General features: G+C 62.0%; 24 protein-coding genes. 19 read left to right on the forward strand and 5 right to left on the reverse strand.

Going from position 1 to position 23,888, the window contains the following annotated elements; all coding sequences use genetic code 11:
- Positions 1-162 precede the first annotated feature (162 nt).
- The gene (locus ASC80_RS02710; RefSeq protein ID WP_056292643.1) at positions 163-783 is read left to right on the forward strand and encodes a hypothetical protein; all 621 of its coding nucleotides are present in this window, start codon (positions 163-165) and stop codon (positions 781-783) included.
- Between the two features lies 1 nt (position 784).
- The gene (locus ASC80_RS02715; protein ID WP_056292645.1) at positions 785-1,204 is read left to right on the forward strand and encodes a hypothetical protein; all 420 of its coding nucleotides are present in this window, start codon (positions 785-787) and stop codon (positions 1,202-1,204) included.
- Positions 1,205-1,333: 129 nt separating this feature from the next.
- Here ASC80_RS02715 and ASC80_RS23490 read toward each other — a convergent pair whose 3' ends face one another.
- Positions 1,334-1,723, reverse strand: coding sequence for a hypothetical protein (locus ASC80_RS23490; protein WP_156464239.1), 390 nt, complete (start codon positions 1,721-1,723; stop codon positions 1,334-1,336).
- A 360-nt stretch (positions 1,724-2,083) separates the two neighbouring features.
- Here ASC80_RS23490 and ASC80_RS02720 point away from each other — a divergent pair, with 360 nt between their 5' ends.
- The 5 genes from ASC80_RS02720 (at position 2,084) to ASC80_RS02740 (ending at position 8,897) form a co-directional block, all read left to right on the forward strand.
- Positions 2,084-3,097, forward strand: coding sequence for a Gfo/Idh/MocA family protein (locus tag ASC80_RS02720; RefSeq protein ID WP_056292646.1), 1,014 nt, complete (start codon positions 2,084-2,086; stop codon positions 3,095-3,097).
- 35 nt (positions 3,098-3,132) lie between these two features.
- A complete protein-coding gene (locus tag ASC80_RS02725) occupies positions 3,133-4,287 on the forward strand; it encodes a DegT/DnrJ/EryC1/StrS family aminotransferase (RefSeq protein WP_056292647.1) in 1,155 nt (384 codons plus the stop codon).
- Positions 4,288-4,427: 140 nt separating this feature from the next.
- A complete protein-coding gene (gene murJ, locus ASC80_RS02730) occupies positions 4,428-5,957 on the forward strand; it encodes a murein biosynthesis integral membrane protein MurJ (protein WP_056292649.1) in 1,530 nt (509 codons plus the stop codon).
- An 80-nt stretch (positions 5,958-6,037) separates the two neighbouring features.
- Entirely contained in the window at positions 6,038-8,341 is a 2,304-nt protein-coding gene (locus ASC80_RS02735) for a xanthine dehydrogenase family protein molybdopterin-binding subunit (RefSeq protein ID WP_156464317.1), read from the forward strand.
- Between the two features lie 109 nt (positions 8,342-8,450).
- A complete protein-coding gene (locus tag ASC80_RS02740; protein WP_056292654.1) occupies positions 8,451-8,897 on the forward strand; it encodes a c-type cytochrome in 447 nt (148 codons plus the stop codon).
- Positions 8,898-8,997: 100 nt separating this feature from the next.
- Here the strand turns inward: ASC80_RS02740 and ASC80_RS02745 are convergent, their stop codons facing one another.
- Positions 8,998-9,426: a CHRD domain-containing protein gene (locus tag ASC80_RS02745; RefSeq protein WP_056292655.1), complete on the reverse strand. Its 429-nt coding sequence runs from the start codon at positions 9,424-9,426 to the stop codon at positions 8,998-9,000.
- A gap of 74 nt (positions 9,427-9,500) precedes the next feature.
- On the opposite strand from ASC80_RS02745, the gene ASC80_RS02750 reads away from it, so the two are divergent.
- The gene (locus ASC80_RS02750; protein ID WP_056292657.1) at positions 9,501-10,424 is read left to right on the forward strand and encodes a c-type cytochrome; all 924 of its coding nucleotides are present in this window, start codon (positions 9,501-9,503) and stop codon (positions 10,422-10,424) included.
- Between the two features lie 124 nt (positions 10,425-10,548).
- On the forward strand, positions 10,549-11,523 hold the full coding sequence (locus ASC80_RS02755) for a DMT family transporter (protein ID WP_056292658.1): 975 nt from the start codon (positions 10,549-10,551) through the stop codon (positions 11,521-11,523).
- Positions 11,524-11,544: 21 nt separating this feature from the next.
- On the opposite strand, the gene ASC80_RS02760 is transcribed toward ASC80_RS02755, so the two are convergent.
- On the reverse strand, positions 11,545-11,787 hold the full coding sequence (locus tag ASC80_RS02760) for an Lrp/AsnC ligand binding domain-containing protein (RefSeq protein ID WP_056295474.1): 243 nt from the start codon (positions 11,785-11,787) through the stop codon (positions 11,545-11,547).
- A 158-nt stretch (positions 11,788-11,945) separates the two neighbouring features.
- Between ASC80_RS02760 and thiD the strand changes: the two genes are divergently transcribed.
- The 5 genes from thiD to ASC80_RS02785 all read left to right on the forward strand — a co-directional run bounded on the left by thiD (position 11,946) and on the right by ASC80_RS02785 (position 16,546).
- Complete coding sequence (gene thiD, locus ASC80_RS02765) at positions 11,946-12,752, forward strand: bifunctional hydroxymethylpyrimidine kinase/phosphomethylpyrimidine kinase (protein WP_056292659.1); 807 nt, start codon at positions 11,946-11,948, stop codon at positions 12,750-12,752.
- Positions 12,753-12,931: 179 nt separating this feature from the next.
- Positions 12,932-13,588, forward strand: a complete 657-nt coding sequence (locus tag ASC80_RS02770) for a class I SAM-dependent methyltransferase (RefSeq protein WP_056292661.1) — start codon at positions 12,932-12,934, stop codon at positions 13,586-13,588.
- A gap of 69 nt (positions 13,589-13,657) precedes the next feature.
- On the forward strand, positions 13,658-14,455 hold the full coding sequence (locus ASC80_RS02775) for a UDP-2,3-diacylglucosamine diphosphatase (protein ID WP_200941137.1): 798 nt from the start codon (positions 13,658-13,660) through the stop codon (positions 14,453-14,455).
- A complete protein-coding gene (locus tag ASC80_RS02780; protein WP_056292664.1) occupies positions 14,455-15,510 on the forward strand; it encodes a glycosyltransferase family 4 protein in 1,056 nt (351 codons plus the stop codon). The genes ASC80_RS02775 and ASC80_RS02780 overlap by 1 nt, the downstream gene beginning before the upstream one ends.
- Before the next feature lie 49 nt (positions 15,511-15,559).
- Positions 15,560-16,546: a threonine ammonia-lyase gene (locus ASC80_RS02785; RefSeq protein ID WP_056292665.1), complete on the forward strand. Its 987-nt coding sequence runs from the start codon at positions 15,560-15,562 to the stop codon at positions 16,544-16,546.
- On the opposite strand, the gene ASC80_RS02790 is transcribed toward ASC80_RS02785, so the two are convergent.
- A complete protein-coding gene (locus ASC80_RS02790; RefSeq protein WP_056292667.1) occupies positions 16,543-17,628 on the reverse strand; it encodes a hypothetical protein in 1,086 nt (361 codons plus the stop codon). The two genes, ASC80_RS02785 and ASC80_RS02790, sit on opposite strands and share 4 nt — an antisense overlap.
- 107 nt (positions 17,629-17,735) lie before the next feature.
- Between ASC80_RS02790 and ASC80_RS02795 the strand changes: the two genes are divergently transcribed.
- Complete coding sequence (locus ASC80_RS02795) at positions 17,736-18,929, forward strand: MFS transporter (protein ID WP_056292668.1); 1,194 nt, start codon at positions 17,736-17,738, stop codon at positions 18,927-18,929.
- Here the strand turns inward: ASC80_RS02795 and dgcA are convergent.
- The gene (dgcA, locus tag ASC80_RS02800; protein WP_056292669.1) at positions 18,926-19,918 is read right to left on the reverse strand and encodes an N-acetyl-D-Glu racemase DgcA; all 993 of its coding nucleotides are present in this window, start codon (positions 19,916-19,918) and stop codon (positions 18,926-18,928) included. The genes ASC80_RS02795 and dgcA overlap by 4 nt on opposite strands.
- A 141-nt stretch (positions 19,919-20,059) precedes the next feature.
- Here dgcA and ASC80_RS02805 point away from each other — a divergent pair, with 141 nt between their 5' ends.
- The 4 genes from ASC80_RS02805 (at position 20,060) to glk (ending at position 23,883) form a co-directional block, all read left to right on the forward strand.
- Complete coding sequence (locus tag ASC80_RS02805) at positions 20,060-21,199, forward strand: MlaE family ABC transporter permease (protein WP_056292671.1); 1,140 nt, start codon at positions 20,060-20,062, stop codon at positions 21,197-21,199.
- A 3-nt stretch (positions 21,200-21,202) separates the two neighbouring features.
- A complete protein-coding gene (locus ASC80_RS02810; RefSeq protein ID WP_056292672.1) occupies positions 21,203-21,970 on the forward strand; it encodes an ABC transporter ATP-binding protein in 768 nt (255 codons plus the stop codon).
- Positions 21,971-22,000: 30 nt separating this feature from the next.
- The gene (locus ASC80_RS02815; protein WP_056292673.1) at positions 22,001-22,864 is read left to right on the forward strand and encodes an MlaD family protein; all 864 of its coding nucleotides are present in this window, start codon (positions 22,001-22,003) and stop codon (positions 22,862-22,864) included.
- Between the two features lie 62 nt (positions 22,865-22,926).
- Positions 22,927-23,883 carry a glucokinase gene (glk, locus tag ASC80_RS02820; RefSeq protein WP_244487171.1) on the forward strand — a complete coding sequence of 319 codons (957 nt, stop codon included), beginning with the start codon at positions 22,927-22,929 and terminating at the stop codon, positions 23,881-23,883.
- Positions 23,884-23,888: the final 5 nt, after the last annotated feature.

The raw sequence follows: 23,888 nt of genomic DNA on the forward strand, positions 1-23,888 counted from the left end.
ACGATGTCGGCGATCATGTAGGCAAAGCAATTTCTGTTGCTCGTTGCCTAAGTTATCCACAGCCGTTCTACTAAGCATTTTTCAAGAGCGGCGAATCAGCTCTAGTTCCGTCCGGCCAAATGGGCAGGCCATTTCGTAACTCTAAACGAAAGGAGTTCAGCTATGGCTGAACAGCCCAATAATATTCCCAAAAATCAGAAGTTCAGTGCGCCCCAGATGTTCTACGACCTCTTGGGGTCGCCGGCATTTGGTCCTGGCGAAGATCCAAATCTGTTCTGCGTGCTCGTCGAGCAGATGTTGGAAACTATCCGTCCTAAAGATTTCGTTGAGTACCTGTACACCGTTGATTTGATCAATCTCACGTGGGAGTTGATCCGTCTGCGCTTAATAAAGGAGGCTGTAAAAGCGCAAGGTCGTAGCGTGGCTGTTGAGGCGCTCTTGTTCAGGGAGTATCTGTCTGATGCGCCTGTGGGAGCGGAACAGTTTGCCCGTGTCCAGACGAAGGCCGAATATAAGAACTGGCGTTTGGACACAGGCAAGCGCGAAAAGATCGAAGCCAGACTCAACAAGGGTAGCGGAGGTGACGACTTCGCGATCATGGCACAAAGTTACATCTTGAACCAAAGTATGTTCGACGCTCTCGATAAGTCGATCGCATTCGCCCAACATCGCCGAATGCTGATATTCCGTGAAATTGATGGCCGTCGGGAGTTCGCAAAACGCTGCCGTAGGGCTTCCGACGAGGCGCTCGCCAACAACATCCCGAAGTTGCTGCCGACGTAAGATGTCTTCCGACAAGAAAACCGCGGCAAACCGCAAAAATGCCCTCCGCAGCACTGGTCCCCAGACTGCGAAGGGCAAAGCGCGTTCGAGCACCAATTCGCACCGCCACGGGCTTGCTTCGAAGTCCGGTTTGGACAGCTCGGATAATCTGAAAATAGAGCAACTTTCGCGAGGACTGTCCGAGGGAAGCAATGACTACTGGGTTGCCGAGGCTGCAAGGTCTGCGGCGGAACGATTCGTTCAGCTCCAGCGTGTAAGATCAGTCAAGGGAGAGATTATCAGGAGACTGCTTGATCCTTCGGTTGATGACACGTCCAATTTTCTTTTCAGGGAACTTGCGAAGTTTGAGACCTATGAGCGGAAGGCGCGATCTCGCTGGAAGAAAAGTATGCGTGACCTGGACCTTGTTAAAGCCGCTTGATGGCGCTGAGGATCGAATTTCCCAGTGATCGAATATGTTGTGAGTGATGGACAGGGCTGCTTAAGTTCAGACCATCGTACCATGACACTTGTTCCAGTGCTTTGGAGGTCGTGTAAGCTGGGTTTAGTTTTAGATCGCGCTTAAAGCCTCGGTTGAGCACCAGTCATCTGGGGAAACGCGCGTTCGAGCACCAATTTTTCCATATTCGATTTGCATCAGAATGAGGGTTTTGGCCGAGTTGCCGGTCACCCCGCGGACCGTTGCCGCAACGCAGGCTTCCCAATGGCGACCATGAGGGCGCGGTTTACTCACTTGGATATCTGTTGCTTCGCCGACAAATACAGCATTGGGATTTTCTCCCACCAATTGACGGACATCCGGTTCTGGGTCCGGAAATAAGTCCTGGGGCTTAGCTGCCAGGAAGACCTTCGGCATAAACGTGTTTTCGGCGTCCACAATTCCGCATGCAGAAAGTGTGTGAACGCAGGCAATGAGGGCTAAGCAATTTCGCAGTTTCATCGTCGGGCAATACCAATTTTTATGCAGGAAAAGAAGCTGGTTGGGTTCCTGACGGGATTAGTTTTGGCCGAACGAACCCACGGATCACACCAGGCAACGGTTCTTGGCAAAACGAACCCAGTCCATTCTGCACGGTCAGTGCATAGTTAATCTCGCTGCGGATGGATCCTCGCGGGCTAATAGCAGCGGCTGAATTTCGCGTCACTCCAAGGAGTTACGACGGATGTCCTTGTAACTGTTTGAATCAAAACGTGTTCGGTTTCATGGGCTGCGTCCTTCGCCACACATGTGTCCACGTGCTAGAGAGCGATTCTGGCGTTGTCGCATGAAACGCGCCAGCGCATTCAAAGGACGTTTTCAATGAGTTCCAGCAAACCGGCGCACGAGATGGGCACCGCAGAACGGCCGCTTCGTGTCGGCGTGATCGGGGCCGGTGTCATGGGCAGCAACCATGCACGCGTCTTTGCCGGACTGCCGGGAATATCGCTCGTCGGCGTTGTCGATCCCTTGCCGGCGAATCGCGCCCGCGTCACCGGAATGGCCGATTGCCCGACCTATGAAACCGTCGAGGAGTTGCTGGATATCGGCGTCGACGCCTTGACCATCGCAGCACCGACCCATCTTCATCGCGATATCGCGCTGGCCTGTATCGCGCGCAAGATCCACGTCATGGTCGAAAAGCCGATCGCCTCTACCGGTGAAGAAGGGCATGAGATCGTCAACGCCGCGCGCAAGGCTGGCGTCACCCTGATGGTCGGCCATGTCGAGCGGTTCAATCCGGCGGTGGCGGCGATCAAGGAAGCGATCAGCGGCGAGGAAATCCTCTCCATCGCCATCACCCGCGTCGGCCCGTTTCCGCCCCGCATGTCCAATGTCGGCGTCGTCATCGATCTCGCCGTGCATGACATCGATCTGATCCAGTGGTTCACCGAATCCGACATCGTCGATGTGCAGCCGCAGCTGGCCCGCGCCGTCGCCGAACGCGAAGATATCGCGCTGCTGCAGTTTCGTACCGCCTCGGGTGTCCTGGCTCACATCAACACCAACTGGCTGACGCCGTTCAAGGCGCGCAACGTCACGGTCGCGACGCGCGGCAAATACGTGCAGGGCGATCTGCTCACCCGCCAGGTCACCGAGTGCTTTGGTTTCCAGCCCGACGGTAGCTACTCGATGCGGCATCTGTCGGTCGGTCACGACGAGCCGCTGCGCGCTGAACTCATGGCCTTCGTTCACGCCGTGCGCACCGGCGGGGTGCCGGCGGTGACGGGTGAGGAAGGAGTCGGCAGTCTGGAGATCGCGATCCGCTGCCTGGACACGCCGGCATCGGCGATTGCTTCGGTCGAACGTAAGGGTCCGCGCCGGATCGTCGGCTGACCCTCATTGCCATCGTGCAGGAAATTGAAAGTCTCATGAACCAGCATTTGCGCCAAGAGCCCGTCGCCTTCATCGATGTTCACGCCCAGCGCCGCCGGCTTGGCGCATCGATCGACGACGCGGTCGGCCGCGTTCTGACTCATTGCCAGTTCATCAACGGTCCCGAGGTCACCCAGCTCGAATCCGATCTGGCGAAGTTCAGCGGTGCGAAGCATGTGGTCGCCTGCGCCAGCGGAACCGATGCGCTGCTGATGGTGCTGATGGCGAAGAACGTTGGCCCCGGCGATGCGGTGATCTGCCCGTCCTTTACGTTCTGCGCCACAGGCGAAGTCGTGGCGCTCACCGGCGCGACGCCGGTGTTCGTCGACGTCGATGAGACTTCCTTCAACATCAATATCGACTCGCTCAAGCGTGGGATTGCGGCTGCGAAAAAGCTGGGCCTGAAGCCGAAGGCGGTGATCCCGGTCGATCTGTTCGGTCAGAGCGCCGATCACGATGCGATTGCCGCCGTTGCCGCGGCTGAAGGCCTGTTTATTCTCGACGATGCGGCACAGAGCTTCGGCGCCACCTACAAAGGCAGGCGGCTCGGCACGTTCGGCCTGGCGACGGCCACCAGTTTCTTCCCGGCCAAGCCGCTCGGCTGCTTTGGCGATGGCGGCGCGATCTTCACCGACGATGCGGAGCTGGCCGATGCGCTGCGCAGTGTGCGCGTCCACGGGCAGGGCAACGAAAAATACGATAATGTCCGCATCGGACTGACGGCGCGGCTCGATACCATGCAGGCTGCGATCCTGATCGAGAAGCTGAAGATCTTCGAGGACGAGATCGTAGCGCGGAACGTCGTGGCGCAGCGCTATTTCGACGCACTCCATAACCTCGTGATTGCTCCCCGCGTGGCCGACGGCAATCTGTCGGTGTGGGCGCAATACACCATCCGCCTGCCGAAAGACGGGCCGGGACGCGATGCCTTCGCCGCGGCGCTGAAGGCGCAGGGCATTCCGACCGCGATCTACTATCCGAAATCGATGCATCAGCAGACCGCCTACAAGCATTATCCGGTGGCCGAAGGCGGCCTTCCGGTCAGCGAGAAGCTGTCGGAGGAGGTCATCAGCCTGCCGATGCACGCCTATCTCGATCAGCCGACTCAGGAACGTGTCATCAAGGCTGTGCGCGACGCGCTCGGGGCGTGACCCCGACCCGAAGGGCAGCGCCAGCCAAACCGACCGTCCGGTTCTCGGAATAGGCTATGCCGGGTGTGATTAAGCATGACTTTGTTATTAAACATGACTTGGGCGTTTTGCGCCGCCGCGTGATGCTGTAGAAGCGGCGGATGCTCGGTCGCATCTTCACCGTCGGCGGCTATACCCTCCTTTCGCGCCTGACCGGATTCGCGCGCGATATCATGCTCGCCGCCATCCTCGGTGCCGGGCCGGTGGCCGACGCCTTTTTCGTGGCGTTGCGGTTGCCCAATCACTTCCGGGCGATCTTTGCGGAGGGCGCGTTTAACGCCGCATTCGTCCCGGCCTACGCCCACCTGCAGGATCAGGGCGGCTCGCTCGCCGCCAGGCTGTTCGCGAACCGTATCTTCACGCTGCTGTTTAGCGTGCAGGTCGTTCTGCTGGTTGTCGCCTGGCTTTTCATGCCGCAGGCGATCTCGCTGCTGGCACCGGGCTTCTCCGATGACCCGTCGCAGCGCGAACTGGCGATCTCGCTGACGCGGATCACCTTTCCCTATCTGCTGCTGATTACGCTGGTGACGCTCTACGGCGGGATGCTCAATGTGATGCACCGCTTCGCCACCGCGGCCGCTGCGCCGATCTTCCTCAACCTGTCGATGATGCTGACGCTGGCGCTGGCGGCGTTCTTCCCCAGTGCCGGCCATGCGGCGGCGTGGGGCGTGCTGCTGTCGGGCTTCCTGCAGTTCTTCCTGCTGGCGGGCGATGCGGCGAAGCACGGCGTGCTGCCGAAATTCACGGCGCTGAAACTCGACGACGACGTGCGCGGCTTCTTCAAGGCGCTCGGTCCGGCAACCATCGGATCGATGGGAACGCAGGTGGCGTTGTTTGCCGACACCATTATCGCGACGTTTCTCGCCGCCGGTGCGTTGTCCGCGCTGTATTATGCGGATCGTCTGAATCAGTTGCCGATCGGCGTGATCGGCATCGCCATCGGCACGGTGCTGCTGCCGGAGATGTCGCGGCGGCTGACCGCAGGCGATCATGCCGGCGCGATGGCGTCGCAGCGCCGCGCCTTCGAATTCACGCTGCTGTTCTCGGTGCCGTTCGTCGCCGCCTTCCTAACGGTGCCGGATGTCATCATGCGGGCGATGTTCGCGCGCGGTGCCTTTTCCAAGGCGGATGCGGCGACTGCCGGCGCGACGCTGGCGGCCTATGCGGTGGGCCTCATCCCCTTCGTTCTGATCCGCAGCGCGGTCGCGACCTTCTATGCCCGCAAGGATACCGCAACGCCGGTCAAGGCTGCGTTGACAGGTGTCGCTGTCAACGTCGCGCTCAAGGTCGCGCTGGTTGGCTCGCTGGCGCAAATCGGTCTGGCGCTCGCCACGGCCGTTGGTGCCTGGATCAATCTGCTTCTTGTCGTGACGTTCGCCGTGCGACGCGGCTTTCTCGAATTCGACCGCGCATTCGCTCTGTCACTGGTGAAATTCGCAGCGGTCGGGCTGATCCTTGCCGCTGCGTTGTGGGGGGCGGCGCGATGGGCGGCAACGGCGTTCGCGGGTATGGCAGCAATGCGCGATGAGGCCGCTCTCGGAGTTTTGATCGCCACCGGCGTCGTTGTTTATGGCGGCGCGATCTTGCTTCTGTTCGGCATGCGTTGGCTCCGCGCACTGGTGCGCCCTTAAAGCCGTTTGCGCTTCCGCCCGATACGCTGCAATATATCTGAAATCAGCAAACATCCGGAGATCACATGGCTCCCGCGAATATGACTCCCGTGAAATTTGGCGTCGGTCAAAGCGTCGTCCGCAAGGAAGACGATCCTCTTATTCGCGGCAAGGGCCGCTATACCGACGACCATGCGCCTGCCGGGCTGCTTCATGCGCTGGTGCTGCGCTCGCCCCATGCTCACGCCAGCTTCACGATTGATGTATCGAAGGCCCGTCATCTGCCGGGTGTCGCCGCGATCCTGACCGGCGAGGACACCGCTGACCTTGGCAGTTTACCGTGCCTGTTCAACCTGCCGGATGAACCGTTCACCGCGCCGCCGTATCCGATTCTCGCGCGCGACAAGGCGCGTCACGTCGGCGATGCCATTGCTTTCGTCGTTGCCGACAGCGTCGATCATGCGCGCGATGCGATCGAGGCGATCGACGTCAAGTGGCAGCCGCTGGCGCCGGTGATCGGCGCCGCCAACGCGATCAAGCCCGGTGCGCCGCTGGTGTGGACCGAGCATCCCGGCAACGTGTTGTTCGATACGTCGATTGGCGACAAGGCGAAGGCGGCAGCTGCGTTCAAGAACGCCCATGCGGTCGCGGAGGTTTCCATCGTCAATCCGCGCGTGGTGACCAACTACATGGAAACCCGTGCGGTCGTTTGCGAGTACGACGCCAAACGCGATCATTTCACGATGACCATTGGCAGTCAGGGCAGCCACCGGCTGCGGGATATCCTCTGCCAGAATGTCCTGAATATTCCGACCGATAAGATGCGTGTGATCGCGAACGATGTCGGTGGCGGGTTCGGCACCAAGTTGTTTCCGTATCGCGAATACGCTCTCGCTGCGGTGGCGTCGCGCAAGCTGCGCAAGTCGGTGAAGTGGGTCGCGGATCGTGCCGATCACTTCCTCGGCGACAGTCAGGGCCGCGACAACATCACGACCGCGCGTATGGCCCTCGACAAGGATGGCAAGTTCCTCGGCATGGATGTCGATCTGGTCGCCGACATGGGCGGCTACCTGTCGACGTTCGGCCCCTACATTCCGCACGGTGGGGCGGGGATGCTGCCGGGCCTGTACGACATTCAGGCGTTTTATTGCCGCGTCCGCACCGTGTTCACCAACACCGTTCCGGTGGACGCCTATCGCGGCGCGGGCCGTCCCGAGGCGGCTTATGTTGTGGAGCGTCTGGTGGACGCGGCCGCGCGCAAGCTCGGCATGTCGCCGGACGCGATCCGACGCAAAAATTTCATTCCGCCGCGCGCGATGCCTTACAAGACCGCGACCGGCAAGGTCTATGACTCAGGCGACTTTACCGCGCACATGAAGCGCGCGCAGGACATTGCGCAGTGGAAGGAATTTCCCAAGCGCGCCAAGGCAGCAAAGAAGGCTGGCCTGGTGCGCGGCATTGGCATGTCGACCTATGTCGAGGTCTGCGGCACCATGGGCGAGGAGACCGCCGATGTGCGGCTCGATCCCAACGGCGACGTCACGATCCTGATCGGAACGCAATCGACCGGACAGGGTCACCAGACCGCCTACGCGCAACTCGTTGCCGAGCAGTTCGGCCTGTCGCCTGATCGCGTGCATATCGTGCAGGGCGATACCGATCGGGTGGCGACCGGTCTCGGCACCGGCGGATCGAGTTCGATCCCGTCCGGCGGCGTCAGCGTGGAGCGGGCGACGCGCAAGCTCGGCGCCCGTCTGAAGGACATCGCGGCAGAGGTGCTGGAAGCCGGCGCCGGCGATCTCGAAATCAGCAACGGCACCATCCGTGTGGCGGGCACCGACCGCACCATCACCTTCGCCGATCTGGCCAAGCGGCCCGGCATCGATCCGTCGAAGCTCTCGGCCAGCGAAAAGTTCAGCAGCGTCGACGGCACTTTCCCGAACGGAACGCATCTGGCGGAGGTCGAAATCGATCCTGCCACCGGCGTCGTCCGCATCATGAACTACGTAATCGTCGATGATTTCGGCGCGACGCTCAATCCGTTGCTGCTGGAGGGGCAGGTGCATGGCGGCGCGGCGCAGGGCATTGGCCAGGCGCTGATGGAACAGGCGGTCTACGATCCAGAGGACGGCCAGCTTGTGACCGGCACGTTCATGGATTATGCGCTGCCGCGCGCGGCCGACGCGCCGTCGTTTATCTTCGAGACCCACAACATTCCGTGTGCGACAAATCCGCTCGGGGTAAAGGGGGCCGGCGAGGCAGGCTCCATCGGGTCCTGCGCGGCCGTCGTCAATGCGATCATTGAAGGCTTGTCACGCGAATATGGCATCGAACACATCGACATGCCGGCGACCGCCGAGCGGGTGTGGATGGCTATCAACCAGAGCCAGCAACGCGCTCGATGAAAAAATTCCCTGACTTCAGAAAAATTTGATGGGTTGCGGGAGTTGGGCCGGAATGATCGACTGACGGTTCCTGCCTGACTCGCTCAGCATCAAGAAAGGGAGTGATTTGATGAAGCGCACTGGAATTGCCTTGGCCGTCTTGCTGTTGGGTGCCGGAATCGCAGGCGCACAGCAGGATCTGGTCGCAACCCGCATCCAGTTGATGAAGGATAATGGAAAGAGCATGGCTGCTTTCGCCCAGATGGCGAAGGGCGAAAAGCCCTACGATCAGGCGACCGTCGATTCCTCCCTTACCAAGCTCGAAGCAGCGGCCAAAAAGCTGCCGACGCTGTATCCGGCAAGCACCAAGGACGTGCAGACCGAAGAGAAATATACCGCGTCATCGAAAGTCTGGGAGAACAAGGCCGATTTCGAGTCGCACATCGCCAAGCTCGGAAAGGTGGTTGCCGACAACAAGGGCAAGATCACCAGTCTCGATACGCTGAAGGCCGCGATCCCTCAGTTCGGCGATAGCTGCAAGGGCTGCCACGAGACCTATCGTATCAAGAAGAGCTGATCATTTCCCGCCCGTGCGCGATGAAATGGACAGGCTGAAATAAAAGGCGGATGCAAAGCATCCGCCTTTTGCTTTTGAACTGTGCGTGGCCGCTGAGCGGCTATTTCTTGACCTGCCCACGGATTTCGCCGCCGGGATTCTTGGCGGTGTGAACGTTGATATACAGCTTGCCCGCCATCAGGTCGGCGGCCTGCGCGTCGGTCAATGTGGCGCTGCCGCTCGCGCCGCTCGATGCATCCTTGAACGGAATGACGACCGCCGCGTTCTTGCCCGCTTCCGCCGGCCCGTGGAAATGCGCCATGGTCGCAGGTCCGGTCAGGCCGGAATACGTCGTTTTCCAGGTCAGCATTTTCGATGTGGTGTCGTAGGTGACGTCGGCGGTACCCTTGGCGGGGCTGTCGTTCGGCGGCACTTCGGCGGCGCCGGTCAGGTCAATCTTCATGGTCATCTTTTCGGCGCTGGCCGGTGCCGCAAAGGCGAGAGCGGCACCGATGGCGAGTGCTGCGATCCCAAATGTTTTGCCGTTCATGGCGTTCTCCCATACTCTGATTGGTGACATTGCCCTAACAATCGCCCGCGCATTTTATTCCCGGAGATACGCGAATGTTACGACGGCTTCTTCTTCCGGCAGGGCTTGTCGCCGCAGCGGCGTTCGCCGTGTTCTGGGTTGTCACTGTTCCCGCGGTTGTTCCGGCGAGCGCGCTGCCGTCTTACACACCGAATGTCGCCAATGGCGAGGTGGTCTTCAACGCGGGCGGCTGTTCCTCCTGTCATGCAGTTAAAGGCGAGCCGCGCACCATGCTCGGCGGGGGACTGGCGATTCCGTCGCCGTTCGGAACTTTCTACGCGCCGAACATCTCGCCGCACCCGACTAACGGAATCGGAAAATGGAGCGAGGCGGGCTTCGTCACGGCGATGATGAAAGGCACGTCACCGGCCGGGACGCATCTATATCCGGCGTTTCCTTACACGTCGTACCAGCACGCCAGGGTTGAGGATGTCCGCGACCTGTTCGCCTACATCAAGACGCTGCCGCCGCTGTCCGGTCGCACCCGTCCGCATGATCTGAAGTTTCCCTTCAACATTCGCCGTTTGCTCGGTGGCTGGCAGTTCCTGTTTCTCGATGGCAAGCCGTTCGTGCCGGACCCGAAACAGTCGGCGAAATGGAACAGGGGCGCGTATCTGGTGAACGGCTTCGGGCATTGCGCCGAATGCCACAGCCCGCGTAATTTTCTCGGCGGCATCGTTGAATCGCAACGCTTTGCCGGCGGACCGAATCCCGAAGGCGAGGGCTGGGTGCCGAACATCACCGGGAAGGGACTGAAGGACTGGTCGGAAGCCGACATTGCCGGGTTGCTTAAAACCGGTGACTTGCCGGATGGGGACTCTGTCGGAGGGTCGATGGTCCGCGTGGTCAAGAATACCTCGCAGCTCAGCGACGACGACCGTGCCGCCATGGCGGCCTACCTGAAATCGCTGCCGCCGGTCGAGGGGCCGCCGCGGCCACCCAAGCAGAAGAAATCCTGATCGCTGGAGCCGTCGTCCTCGCCCGCCGCATGGTTGCGAGCAAAGCCATGCCGGAGCGGGGCTGTTTTTCGCCGGACAACCATGGTTCTGTCGGGTGTAGATTCCCCGTTTCCCGCCAGAATTGATGAATATTGTTAAAGCCGTTTCGCTCAAGCTCGCCAGCACATTGATGTTTGCGATCATGGGCGCCCAGGCGCGCTATCTCAGCGGCGCCTACCCGATCGGCGAGGTCGCCTTTTTCCGGTCGCTGTTCGCACTGATTCCGATCCTGATCTTTTTCGGCTGGCGCGGTGAGTTGCGGGGCGCGCTCAGAACCGACCGCCCCAAGGATCACGTCATTCGCGGCATGTTCAGCGTGGTCGGGACGTTCTGCACATTCGGGGCGCTGGCGCGGATTCCGATCGCCGATTACACCGCGATCGCTTTCATCGCGCCGCTGATCACCGTGGTGTTCGCCGCCCTGATCCTGAAGGAGCATGTTCACGTCTATCGCTGGTCTGCGGTCGGGGTCGGATTCACCGGGGTGATCCTGATGCTGACCCCGTACCTCGGGAGTCATGCCGAACTCAGCACCGCGATGCTGATCGGGGTCGGGTTCGCCATAACCAATGCTTTTACCGCGGGTGGCGCGACCATCCAGATTCGCCGCCTGACCACGACGGAGTCGACCTCCGCCATCGTGATCTTCATGACCCTGATGGTGATGATCGTATCGCTGGTAAGCGTCCCGTTCGGCTGGCTAATGCCGGCGTCATGGGGCGACCTCGCAGTCCTGATCGGGATCGGGATTAGTGGCGGCTTGGGCCAGATCTTCTTCACGGACAGCTATCGTCACGCGCCGGCCTCGTTCCTCGCGCCGTTCGACTATAGCGCCATGTTGTGGGCGTTCGCGCTCGGTTACTGGCTGTTCGGCGAAGTGCCGACGATCTATGTCATGATCGGCGCGGTCATCGTTGCGGGAGCGGGCATTTTCGTCATCCTGCGCGAGCGCTATCTGGGCCTGAAGCGACTGCGCGACGTGCCGATCTCTGCAATCTCGTCGATGACGGATCAGGAGGCCGACCCGGATGCGCCGGTGATTCTGTCCAAGGCGTCGTGAGCGGCGCCGGTCCGTCGAGGCTCAGGCGTTGAATGCCTTGAACGTGATGATGGTGTAGGTGTCCTGGATGCCGGGGATGCACTGGACCTTTTCGTTGACGAAATGGCCGATATCCACGGAATGGTCGACGTAGAACTTGACCAGCAGGTCGTAGTCGCCCGCCGTTGAATAGACTTCCGAGGCGATTTCGGCCTCCGCCAGCGCATTGGCGACGGCATAGGACTGGCCCATCTTGCATTTGATCTGGACGAAGAAGGGGACCATCGCAATTTCTCCCGGCAGGTGCGTTTCGCGGGCCATAGAGCCAAAATCCGTGGGCCGTGGCAAGCACTTGCCGCAGGCTCGCGCTTGCTGCCGCGCGTGGAGAGCGTTACGAGGGTGCGGCGGGCTGACGCCTTCGCAGGCGCTTTGACGGAACGGACATGCGGATACCGATTGCACTCACCATTGCCGGGTCGGATTCGAGCGGCGGTGCCGGCATTCAGGCGGATCTGAAGACGTTTGGCGCCAGCGGTGTCTATGGTGCGTCCGTGATCACCGCCCTGACCGCGCAGAACACCCGGGGCGTGGCCGGCATCCATGAGGTGCCGGCGGAATTCATCACCGCGCAGATCGACGCCGTGTTCGGCGATCTCACGGTGGATGCAGTGAAGATCGGTATGGTGTCACAGCGGATCGTCATCGAAGCGATTGTCGAAGGCCTCAAGCGCTGGTCGGCAAGGAACGTCGTCGTCGATCCGGTGATGGTGGCGACTTCGGGCGACCGCCTGCTGTCGCCTGCCGCCATCGATGCCTTGCGCAACGACCTGATCCCGCGCGCCCAACTCATCACGCCGAACCTGCCGGAAGCTGCAGCCCTGCTCGAAGAGGAGATGGCGACGAGCGTGGACCAGATCTCGGAGCAGGGACGGCGGCTTCTCAAGCTCGGCTGTCCTGCGGTTCTGATCAAGGGTGGCCACGGCGAAGGCGCGGAAAGCACGGACTATCTGGTTCGCGCCGACGGCGTGATACCGTTCGCGGCCAAACGTATTCAGACAAAGAATACCCACGGCACCGGTTGTTCGCTGTCGTCGGCGATCGCCGCCGGCCTTGCGAAAGGCGAAACGCTCGATGTCGCGGTCGGTCATGCCAAGGCGTATGTCAGCGCAGCGATCGCCGCTGCCGACCGGCTTGATGTCGGCCACGGTCACGGCCCGATCCATCATTTTCACGCACACGATCAGGCATGATCCCGACCAGAAGGGCGGTGCCAGCGAAAAGCGGATTCCGGTTTTCGGAAATGATCATGCCGATCTAAAACGCCTGCGACGTGGTGCCGCGTCTGTCGTGCGGTTGTCGCAGTCGATTGCTATTCGCCGGACAGGTTCATTTCGATCCGATTCCCGGATCGCCTGTCGGACGAAACGCAATGACTCCCGATCTCGAAAAGACCATCGTCGAAACTGCCTATGCGCGGTGGGCACCGATCTATGACGCGGTATGTGGCCCGGTGATGGTGAAAGGCCGTCGCGCCGCCGCCGCCGCCGCGCGCTCGGTCGGCGGTAAAATTTTGGAAGTCGGCGTCGGCACCGGCCTGTCGTTCGACGACTATGACAACACCACGGAAATCACCGGCATCGACATGAGCGCGCCGATGCTGGAGAAGGCCCGCGCCAGAATGGCGACCGGCCGCTATCCGTTCGTCAGGCAAGTCCTGCAGATGGACGCCCATCGCATGACATTCGCGGACGCGACCTTCGACTGCGTGGTGGCCCAGTTCGTCATAACACTCGTCGAAAATCCCGAGCAGGTGCTGTCCGAATGTCACCGGGTGGTGAAGCCGGGCGGGCGGATCATTCTCGTCAACCATCTCTATTCGGAAGTCGGCGTAGCGGCAGCGGTCGAGCGCTGGGCCGCGCAACGCACCCGCGCGCTCGGGCTGCGCCCCGAATTTCCGTTCGCGCGCCTGCAGGCATGGGCGCAATCCAACGAAAATGCCATCCTGGTCGAGCGGCGGAAAGTTGCACCGTTCGGCATTTATACGCTGGTCTGTTTCGAGCGTGCCGCGTCTCCTCTGGCGGCCTGAGGGCTGGTCTGGATTGTCATTCGCCTGTCACACGATTCTGCTAGCTGCTCCCCCATGGAAAGGCCGGTTATGAGCGATAGTCATCCGGAACGGAACTTTCGCACATTGTTTATCTCCGACGTTCATCTCGGAGCCCGAGGGTCCCAGGCGGAGCGATTGCTCGATTTTCTCCGCGTCCATGATGCCGAGACCATTTATCTCGTCGGCGATATCATTGACGGCTGGGCATTGAAGTCGAACTGGCACTGGCCGCAATCGCACAACGACTTCGTGCAGAAGATGCTGCGGCGGGTCCGCAAGGGCGCCAAGGTTTTCTACATTCCCGGCAACCACGACGAGTTTCTGCGCTCCTACTACGGCACGCATTTCGGCGGCGTCGAAGTGGCGGAGCAGGCGATCCATGAAGGCGCCGACGGCAAGCGCTATCTCGTGATCCACGGCGATATCTTCGACCTCGTGGTGCAGAACGCGCGCTGGCTCGCGCATCTTGGCGACAAGGCCTACGATTTCGCGATCCGGATGAACCGTCTGGTCAATGCCGGCCGCCGCCTGTTCGGCTTCCCGTATTGGTCGCTGTCGCAATGGGCGAAGCTGAAGGTCAAGAACGCGGTGAATTATATCGGTGCGTTCGAGCAGACGCTGGCCGGCGAGGCGCGCCGTCACGGGGCTGACGGCGTGATCTGCGGCCACATCCACTACGCGGTGATCCGCGATCTCGAAGGCATTCGCTACATGAATTGCGGGGACTGGGTCGAGAGTTGCACGGCGCTGGTGGAACATACCGACGGCCGTTTCGAAATTCTGTCCTGGACCGATCCCGTGCGGCGGGCGGAACCATTGCCGTCGATGACGGCGCGGGCTGCCTGATGCGTATTCTTGTCGCCACCGACGCTTGGCACCCGCAGGTCAATGGCGTCGTCCGCACTCTGACCATGATGGCGGAAGCCGCCGCGGCACTTGGCGTCGATGTCAGCTTCCTGACTCCGAAATCGTTCGCCACCTTCGCGCTGCCGAGCTATCCGGATCTGCGCGTCGCGCTGCCGGGACCGGCACGGATCGCCCGGCTGATTGCGGAAGCCCGGCCTGACAATATTCACATCGCCACCGAAGGGCCGATCGGCTTCATGGTCCGGCGCTTTTGCCGCAAACACCGTCTGCCGTTTACGACCAGCTTCCACACCCGTTTTCCTGAATACATCTCGGCGCGCTCGCCGATTCCGGAGTCGTGGGTCTGGGCCGCGCTGCGGCGATTTCATTCCACCAGTCACGCGGTGATGGCGGCGACGCCGGCGCTGGCGGATGAATTGCGCAACCGTGGCTTCAATAACATCGTGCTGTGGCCGCGCGGCGTCGATGCCAAGTTGTTTCATCCCCGCACAATCGATCTCGGTCTGCCGCGTCCGGTGTTTCTGTCGGTGGGGCGCATTGCGGTCGAGAAAAATCTCGAGGCATTTCTCGACCTCGATCTACCCGGCACCAAGGTCGTGGTCGGTGACGGGCCGGCCCGGGCGGCGCTTGAACGGAAATATCCTGACGCTGTTTTCCTCGGCGGGATGCAGGGCGAGCGGCTCGCCGAGGCGTATGCGGCTGCGGATGTGTTCGTATTTCCGAGCCGCACCGATACGTTCGGACTGGTCCTGCTCGAGGCTCTGGCAAGCGGCGTTCCTGTCGCGGCATTTCCGGTGTCGGGTCCCCGCGATGTGATCGGTGATGCGCCGGTCGGCGCTCTGAACGAGGATTTGCGGGTGGCCTGCCTGTCGGCGCTCGCGCTGTCGCGCGAAACCTGCCGCCAGTTTGCCTTTGCTCAAAGCTGGGACGTGTCGGCCCGCGCGTTCGTCGAGAACGTCGCCTGTGTGCGCCTTGAAGCGCTTAAGGGCAGCAAGCAGCATCTCCACGTTCAGCCGACGCAGACGGCGGCTTGATCCAAGTTTGCGCCTTGATCGTGTCGCGCGGGGCGCGATACAAGATGTCATGACCGACAAGCTCCTGCCGACCTTCGCCGACATTGAATCCGCTGCGCGTGTTCTGTCTCCTTATGCCGTCCGGACGAGATTGATCTCATCGCCCGCCCTTGATGAGCGGGTTGGCGCACGGGTGCTGCTCAAGCCGGAAGTGCTGCAGCGGACCGGGTCGTTCAAGTTTCGCGGCGCGTTCAACAAGCTGTCGTCGATTCCGCAGGACAGGCGAGCCGCCGGTGTCGTGGCGTTTTCATCCGGCAACCATGCGCAGGGCGTCGCGGCGGCGGCGCAGATCCTCAAGATGCCTGCGACCATCGTGATGCCGTCCGATGCGCCGGCCTCCAAGCGTGAGCGCACCAAAGGGTATGGCGCGCAGGTCGTGCTGTACGACCGCGACAAGGAAGACCGCGAGCAGATCGCGCGGGATATTTCGGGCAAGAGCGGCGCGGTGCTGGTGCCGCCGTTCGATGATCCGATGGTCATCGCGGGGCAGGGGACGGTCGGGTTTGAAATGGCCGAGGATTTCGCAGCCATCGGTGTTCTGCCGGACATCGTCTCCGCGCCGGCGTCTGGCGGTGGGCTGATGGCCGGCATTGCGCTGGCGATCAAGGCGAAGTTTCCCGATGCGACCCTGATGACCGCGGAGCCGGACGGCTTCGACGATCACGCGCGTTCGCTCAACAGCGGCGTTCGCCAACCGCATCGCGCCGAGGGTCGCACGATTTGCGACGCGCTGATGGCCTCGATCCCGGGCGAATTGACCTTCGCGGTCAATAGCAAGCTGGTCGCCCATGGCGTGACGGCCTCTGACGCCGAGGTCGGCGAGGCGGTCGCGTTTGCCTTCCGTGAGTTGAAGCTGGTGGTCGAGCCGGGTGGTGCGGTGGCGCTGGCGGCGCTTCTGGCCGGCCGCATCGACGCGCGAGGCAAAACGGTCGGCATCGTGCTGTCAGGTGGCAATGTCGACGCCGACCTGTTCGCGAAGCTGATCCAGCAGGTCTAGCTGAAGAACGCGATCTTTTCGGCTTGGCTCATCCGCTGGATCGGCGCCAGCGGGTCGATGCGCGGCTCGGCCGGCTTAGCGACGATGCCGCTGGCGATCAGGCTGGCGCCCAGCGAGATACCGGCCGGACCGGGTAGTTCGGCCGCCGGGCCGGGTTCGGTGACGGGCATCAGCTCAACCTGAGCCAGAATGGTGTGCCGGGCGGGTGGTTCGATCACGCCCGGTTCCTCGAAGATTTCAGCCGCCAAGGCGTCGGCCAGCTCGGTTTCGGGTTCTGCCGGTTCCGGCTCCATCGCCTCCGGGACGGCCTCCAGACCGGTTTCAGACGCCTCTGGCAGTATCTCCGGGACCTCAGAGCCGATCTCCGGTGCATCGTCAGACTCCTGCGGCAGGGCCTCGAAGGCTTCAGCCGAGGCCTCCAGAGCGATTTCGGGGGCCGCTGGTTCGTCCGGGGCCGATTCATACGCAACGGCTTCTGTTGCGTCCGGCGGCGCGGTTGCCGCTGCATCGGTCTCTGTTGGGTCGGCCAGTCCGGAAGGGGGGATATTCCCAGCCGCGAGCCGATCAATGTCGGCCATCGCCGCATCGACCGCCAGGAGAGCGGCCTCACGCATCGGAAACGCCGCGAAGCTGTCGCAAGCGGTGTTGATCGCCCCAACCTGCCCATCGAGCAGATCGCAAATCCGGACATCCGCACCCGATTCACGAAGCCCCCACGCGATCTCGCGGATGACGCGCGCGCTTTTGCGATGGGGAGCAAGGATATGGTCGAGCGCCGGATCGCCCAGCGCATCCGCGACGGCGGTTTTGGCGCCGGCGACAATGGCCCTGACCGCCGCGAGCGTGTCGTTCAGGTCGTCGGACGGCGATGCCTTCTGGGCGGCGATGGTGCGCTCGATCCGCGTGACGGCGTCGAGCACCATGGCGGTGTCGGCATTGCGGTTGCGCTTGGCGAACTCGCCCAGAAACCAGCGCCCGCGCGCGGTTTCCATGAAGGCTTCGCTGATGGCGTCGTAGTCGGCATCGGTCGGCGACGCGCTTCGTGCGGAAATCGGCGATAATGCAAAGGCTTCGTCAGCCATGAGTGATCCGTCGCTCAAAATCGTCGGGTGTGAAATCCGTACCAACATCCGCCGGATGCGCGCTAGATAAGCGTCGGCATCCTACGCAGCGAATCGCAATTCTCCCAATGACTACGGAATCACAGTTTCCCGGTGGCGCGCAATCGTCCGGTCGCCGGTTTGCGGTGGGTGTCGGCCTGTTCTACGCAACGACCCTCGGCATTATCGGTGTTTATCTGCCGTTCTTCCCGGTCTGGCTGAAAGCGGTCGGCGTTGAAGCGTCATTGATCGGGATCATCACCGCTCTGCCGTCGCTGTCGCGCTTTACGGTCCTGCCTTTCGTGACCGCCCTGGCGGAGCGTCATCAGGTGCTGCGCGGCGCCATTGTTTTCATGGCCTTTGCAACGGCATTGGGTTTTGCCGCCATTGGTGTGCTTCACCAGCCTGTGACGATCCTGATCCTGTTTGCGCTCACCGCCTGCGTGTGGACGCCGCTCGGCCCGATGACCGACGGCTATACGCTCAAGGGGGTGGCGCGTTACGGCCTCGACTATGGCCCGTTGCGGCTGTGGGGATCGGCGGCGTTCGTGGTCGGCGCTCTGGGATGCGGCCTGCTTGCCGGCGTCATCGCCGCGCCGCATCTGATCTGGGTCATTGTCGGCGTGACCGTGCTGAGCGCGTTCGTCAGCCTCGGCCTGCAGCCGCTCGATACCCCACCGGTTGTCGCAACTGCCTCGCTGTCTCGCGCCAATGCTCTGCTGCGGCGGCCGCTATTCCTTGCGATCATTGGGACGGCCGCTTTGGTGCAGGGCAGTCACGCAGCTTATTACACCTTCGCCTCGATTACCTGGCAGGATACCGGACTGGACGGCATGACGATCGCGGCCCTGTGGTCGCTCGGTGTCATCGCCGAAATTGTCGTGTTCGCGCTGTCGCCTCGCTTTTCGGGTTCACCGGTGGTTCTGGTGATGATCGGCGCAGCGGGAGCGGCGCTGCGTTGGGTCATCACCGCGCAGGAACCGCCGATCGCCGTATTGGCCGTGGTGCAACTGATGCACGGCCTGTCCTACGGCATGACCCATATCGGCACCATTGGCCTTCTGGTACGCAGCGTGCCGCATCACGTGCTGGCAAGCGCACAGGGTTATCTCGTGGCCTCGATCGGGGTGGTGACGACCATCACCATGGTGCTGTCGGGCTTGATCTATGCGCAGGTCGGACAGGGCGTCTATTATCTCATGGCCGCGATGGCGGGTGCAGGGCTGCTGCTGATCGGCGTCGCCCGCCAGAAGCTCGATGCGTCATCCGAGATCGCGGGTTAGCCCCACAGGCTCGCGTCGGGCGGATAGACGGTGCTGCCGTCGTAGCGCAGGCCGCCGTCGCGATCCTTCGCCAGCAACAGTGGCCCGTCGAGATCGACCACACGCGCTTGCTGCGCCGCCAGTATCGCCGGCGCCATGGCCAGCGAGGTCGCAACCATGCAGCCGACCATGATCTCGAATCCGAGCGCCCGCGCCGCATCGCTCATCGCCACCGCCTCGGTGAGGCCGCCGGTCTTGTCGAGCTTGATGTTGATGGCGTCGTAGCGATCGCGCAGCCCCGTCAGCGAGGCGCGGTCGTGAACGCTTTCATCGGCACACACCGCGATCGGTCGCTTGATGCGCGCCAAGGCCGCGTCGTGACCGGCCGGAAGCGGCTGCTCGACCAGCGTCACGCCGGCCGCGGCACAGGCCGCGAGATGGGATTCGAGGCTGGCCTCGGTCCATGCCTCATTGGCATCCACGATCAGGGTTGAGTTAGGTGCGGCACTGCGAACCGCGGCGATGCGGGCGACGTCACCGTCGCCTCCGAGCTTGATCTTGAGCAGCGGCCGGCGCGCCGTCTTCGCGGTCGCCTCCGCCATCGCCTCGGGGGTGCCGAGCGAAATGGTGTAGGCGGTGGTCAGCGGCTGCGGCGCGGCCAGTCCGGCGATCACCCAGGCGGGGCGGCCGGACTGTTTGGCGTCCAGATCCCACAGCGCGCAATCGAGCGCATTGCGCGCCGCGCCCGCCGGTATCGCCGTCTGCAGTTCCTGCCGAGACAGACCGCACTCGATGGCCTCGCGCACGGCAAGGATCGCCGCCAATGTGGCCTCCGGCGTTTCGCCGTAGCGCGGATAGGGCACGCACTCACCGCGCCCTATGTGTGGCCCGCTGCATACTTCAGCCACAATAACGACCGCTTCGGTTTTGACGCCGCGGCTGATGGTGAAATTGCCGGCAATGGGCCAGCGTTCGAGGCGCGCGGTCAGCGTCGGTTTGGCGGAAGTCATTCGGAAATGGACGATTTTTCGTGTGTGGGCTTGCTCAACGATGGCAAGTATGGCTCTTAAGAGCATCTCCGTACAGTCACAGGTTCCAAGGTCAGATTGCTTGCGATCGAGGGACGGAGAATTGATGCGCGGGAGCATGCGTTGAACGGCAATCCGACACTGGAGCAGACCAGACTGGGCTCGGGCCTTGCGCTACGCGCAGCCGGCCAGTGGACGGTTCACCATGCGCCGGATCTGGAAAAGATCGTCGACACCACCGAAAAACTCGGGGGCAGCGGCGCCAATGCCAGCATTGTGATCGATGTCTCACAGATCTCCAGCCTCGACACCTTTGGTGCGTGGCTGATCGAACGGCTGCGGCGCACGCTCACCCAGGGCGGCGCCGATATCAAGATATCCGGACTTTCAGCTGACTATGCGAGTCTCGTCGGCGAGGTTCAGCGGGTCAAGGAAGGCGTCGTTCACAAGCGGCAGCGGGCGACCCTGACCGGCGCCGTGGAAGCGGTCGGCAAGAGCGTCGTGGAGATCGGCGAGACGCTGGTCGGCCTTATCAATATGGCGGGCTCGATCATCTATGCGCTTGGCCGCGTGATCCGCCACCCGACCACATTCCGCTTCACATCCACGATCCACCACCTCGAACAGGTGTGCTGGCGCGCGGTGCCGATCGTGGTGCTGATCACGTTCCTGATCGGCTGCATTATCGCGCAGCAGGGGATATTCCAGTTCCGCAAATTCGGCGCTGATGTGTTCGTGGTCGATATGCTCGGCGTGCTGGTTTTGCGTGAGATCGGCGTGCTGCTGGTCGCGATTATGGTCGCCGGCCGTTCGGGCAGCGCCTACACCGCCGAACTCGGTTCGATGCGGATGCGCGAGGAAGTCGATGCGCTGCGCACCATGGGCTTCGATCCGACCGAAGTTCTGATCCTGCCGCGGATCCTCGCCCTGATCATCGCAATGCCAATCCTGGCGTTTCTCGGCGCGATGGCCGCGCTCTATGGCGGCGGCCTGGTGGCGTGGGTCTATGGCGGCGTGCAGCCGGAAGCGTTCCTGGCGCGCCTGCGCGAGGCGATTTCGATCAACCATTTCACGGTCGGCCTGATCAAGGCGCCATTCATGGCGCTGATCATCGGCATTATCGCCTGCGTCGAAGGTGCGGCCGTGCAAGGCAGCGCGGAATCGCTCGGACGCCACACCACGGCCTCGGTGGTCAAATCGATTTTCTTCGTCATCGTGGTGGACGGCATCTTCGCCATCTTCTTTGCGTCGATCGGGATCTGACCAATGACGACACCTTCAGGCGACGCCATCATCCGCGTGCGCGATCTCACGGTTGGCTTCGGGAACAATCTGATCCTCGATCATCTCGACCTCGACGTGAAACGCGGTGAAATCCTCGGCTTCGTCGGTGCGTCCGGCGCGGGCAAGTCAGTGCTGACCCGCACCATCATTGGCCTGATGGCGAAGCGCAGCGGCACGATCGAAGTCTTCGGCGTCAACATGAATGAGGCGAGTGAGGATGAGCGCCGCGCGGTGGAACGCCGCTGGGGCGTCCTGTTCCAGCATGGTGCGTTGTTCTCATCGCTGACGGTCCGGCAGAATATCCAGTTCCCGGTCCGCGAGTTCATGGATGTTTCGGAAAGGCTGCTCGACGAGATTGCGATCGCCAAGCTGGCGATGGTGGGCCTCAAGCCCGAGGTTGCCGACCGGTTTCCTTCGGAACTGTCCGGCGGCATGATCAAGCGCGTGGCGCTGGCGCGGGCGTTGGCGCTCGATCCCGAAATCGTGTTCCTCGATGAGCCGACCTCGGGACTTGACCCGATCAGTGCAGGTGATTTCGACGAACTGGTGATGACCCTGCAGCGTACTTTGGGGCTGACCGTTTTTATGGTAACCCATGACCTGGATAGCCTTAAAACCGCCTGCAACCGCATTGCAGTGTTAGGGGATCGCAAGGTTCTGCTGGTAGGCACGATGGACGATATGCTGGCCTCGCAGCACCCGTGGCTGCGGGCCTATTTTCATGGCAAGCGCGCACGTGCAGTTGTTTAAGTCGAGTGGCGTAGGTTTGGAGTTAAAGTAATGGAAACGCGGGCGAATTACCTGCTGATCGGCTCGTTCACCCTTGCGGTGATCGCCGCAGCGTTTGGCTTCGTGTTCTGGTTTCAGAACCTCGGCGCCGTCGCTCAGCGCACTCCGATCCGGATTATTTTTGAAGGCGCAGCGTCCGGATTGCGAACCGGCGGCAACGTCAATTTCAACGGCATCAAGATCGGCGAAGTCACCTCGGTGAAGCTCGACGATCCCAAGCGGGTGGTCGTGCTGGCGACCGTCGACAAAAGCGCCCCGATCCGCAAGGACACCTTGGTCGGATTGGAGTTTGCGGGCCTGACCGGCGTGTCATCGGTTTCACTCAAGGGCGGCTCGCTCGAAGCGCCCGGCGTGCCGGCAGCCGAGGATGGCGTTCCGACCCTTACTGCTGACCCCAATGCGATTCAGGACATCGGCGAGGCCGTGCGCGCCACGCTTCAAAACGTCAACCGGCTGGTCAACGACAATCAGGAAGCCCTGCACAACAGCATCAGCAATCTCCAGTCGTTCTCCAAGAGTCTGGCTGACAACTCCGGCCGCATCGACAACATCATGGTTGGTGTCGAGTCACTGATGGGCGGCAAGGACGGCGGGGAGGGCGAATTGCAGAAGGCGGCGAAGTCGTTCCGCGAACTGGCTGAGAACCTCGACAAGCGGACGGCGCTCCTGCTTTCAGATGGCCGGGTGCTGATTGGCGATAGCCGCAAGACTCTCGCGGACATCAGCCGCGCCGTGAACAATTTCGACCGCAACCCGACCCGGGTGCTGTTCGGCGCGAGCAACACCGATGCACGGCCAGTACTGCCACAGCAGCAGAATCCGAACGATGCGCGGGCGAGAACTCCGCGTCGCTAAGGTGAGGGCGTGCCTGGCATCGGCGGACGTCGATGTATTGCCGGCGCGTTTCAGGTGACTGTTTGAAAAGCTTGCGGCTGATCGCTGACATCGGCGGAACGAACGCTCGCTTCGCCATCGCACAGAACGGGCAATACAGCCATCTCGTGCATGTCGCTGTCAGCAAATACGCGTCGTTGCACGATGCGTTGACCGACTATCTCGACAAACTGCCGTCCGACCGGCGGCCCTCGCAGGCGGCTATCGATGTCGCGGGCCCTGTGATCGGTGATCGCATCACGCTGACCAACCTGGGCTGGTCGTTCTCCGTATCCGAGTTGAAAGACAAACTGGGCTTGCGCTCGCTGCGCGTGTTTAACGATTTTGCAGCGACCGCGATGGCCGTGCCTTATCTGCCGGCCGCCGATCGTTTTCTTGTCGGGCCGTCTTGCCCCGAGGCGCGGGGACCGATCGGTGTCATCGGCCCGGGGACGGGCCTTGGCGTCGGATCCCTGGTGCCGGATGGCGGAAGATGGGTCCATGTGCCGGGCGAAGGAGGTCACGTCACTCTCCCGACCTCGACCAAGGCTGAAGACGAGATACAGGCTTTCCTGCGAACGCGCTGGGATCACGTGTCCGCCGAGCGCGTGCTTTCGGGATCGGGGCTGGTCAATCTTTATGAAGCGATATGCGCGATCGAAAATATCGATCCGCTGCCGCTGACGCCGGCCGATGTGACCGATCGGGCGATCCGCAAGACCGACACGGCCTGCGTGAAAGCGTTCGCGCATTTCTGCGAGATATTGGGGACGGTCGCTGGCGATCTTGCGCTCACCATTGGCGCGACCGGCGGCGTCTACGTCGCGGGCGGCATTCTATTGCGATTCAAGGAAGCGTTCGCGTCGTCCGGTTTCCGCGAACGGTTCGAAAGCAAGGGCCGGTTCCGGGAACTGATGCAGCGGATTCCGACGCATCTGATCCTGGAAGAATCTCCGGCACTGCTCGGCTTGGCGAATATCCCGGCCGACCCTGCGACCTGATTCAC

Source organism: Afipia sp. Root123D2, from assembly GCF_001425835.1.
Taxonomy (GTDB): Bacteria; Pseudomonadota; Alphaproteobacteria; order Rhizobiales; family Xanthobacteraceae; genus Afipia.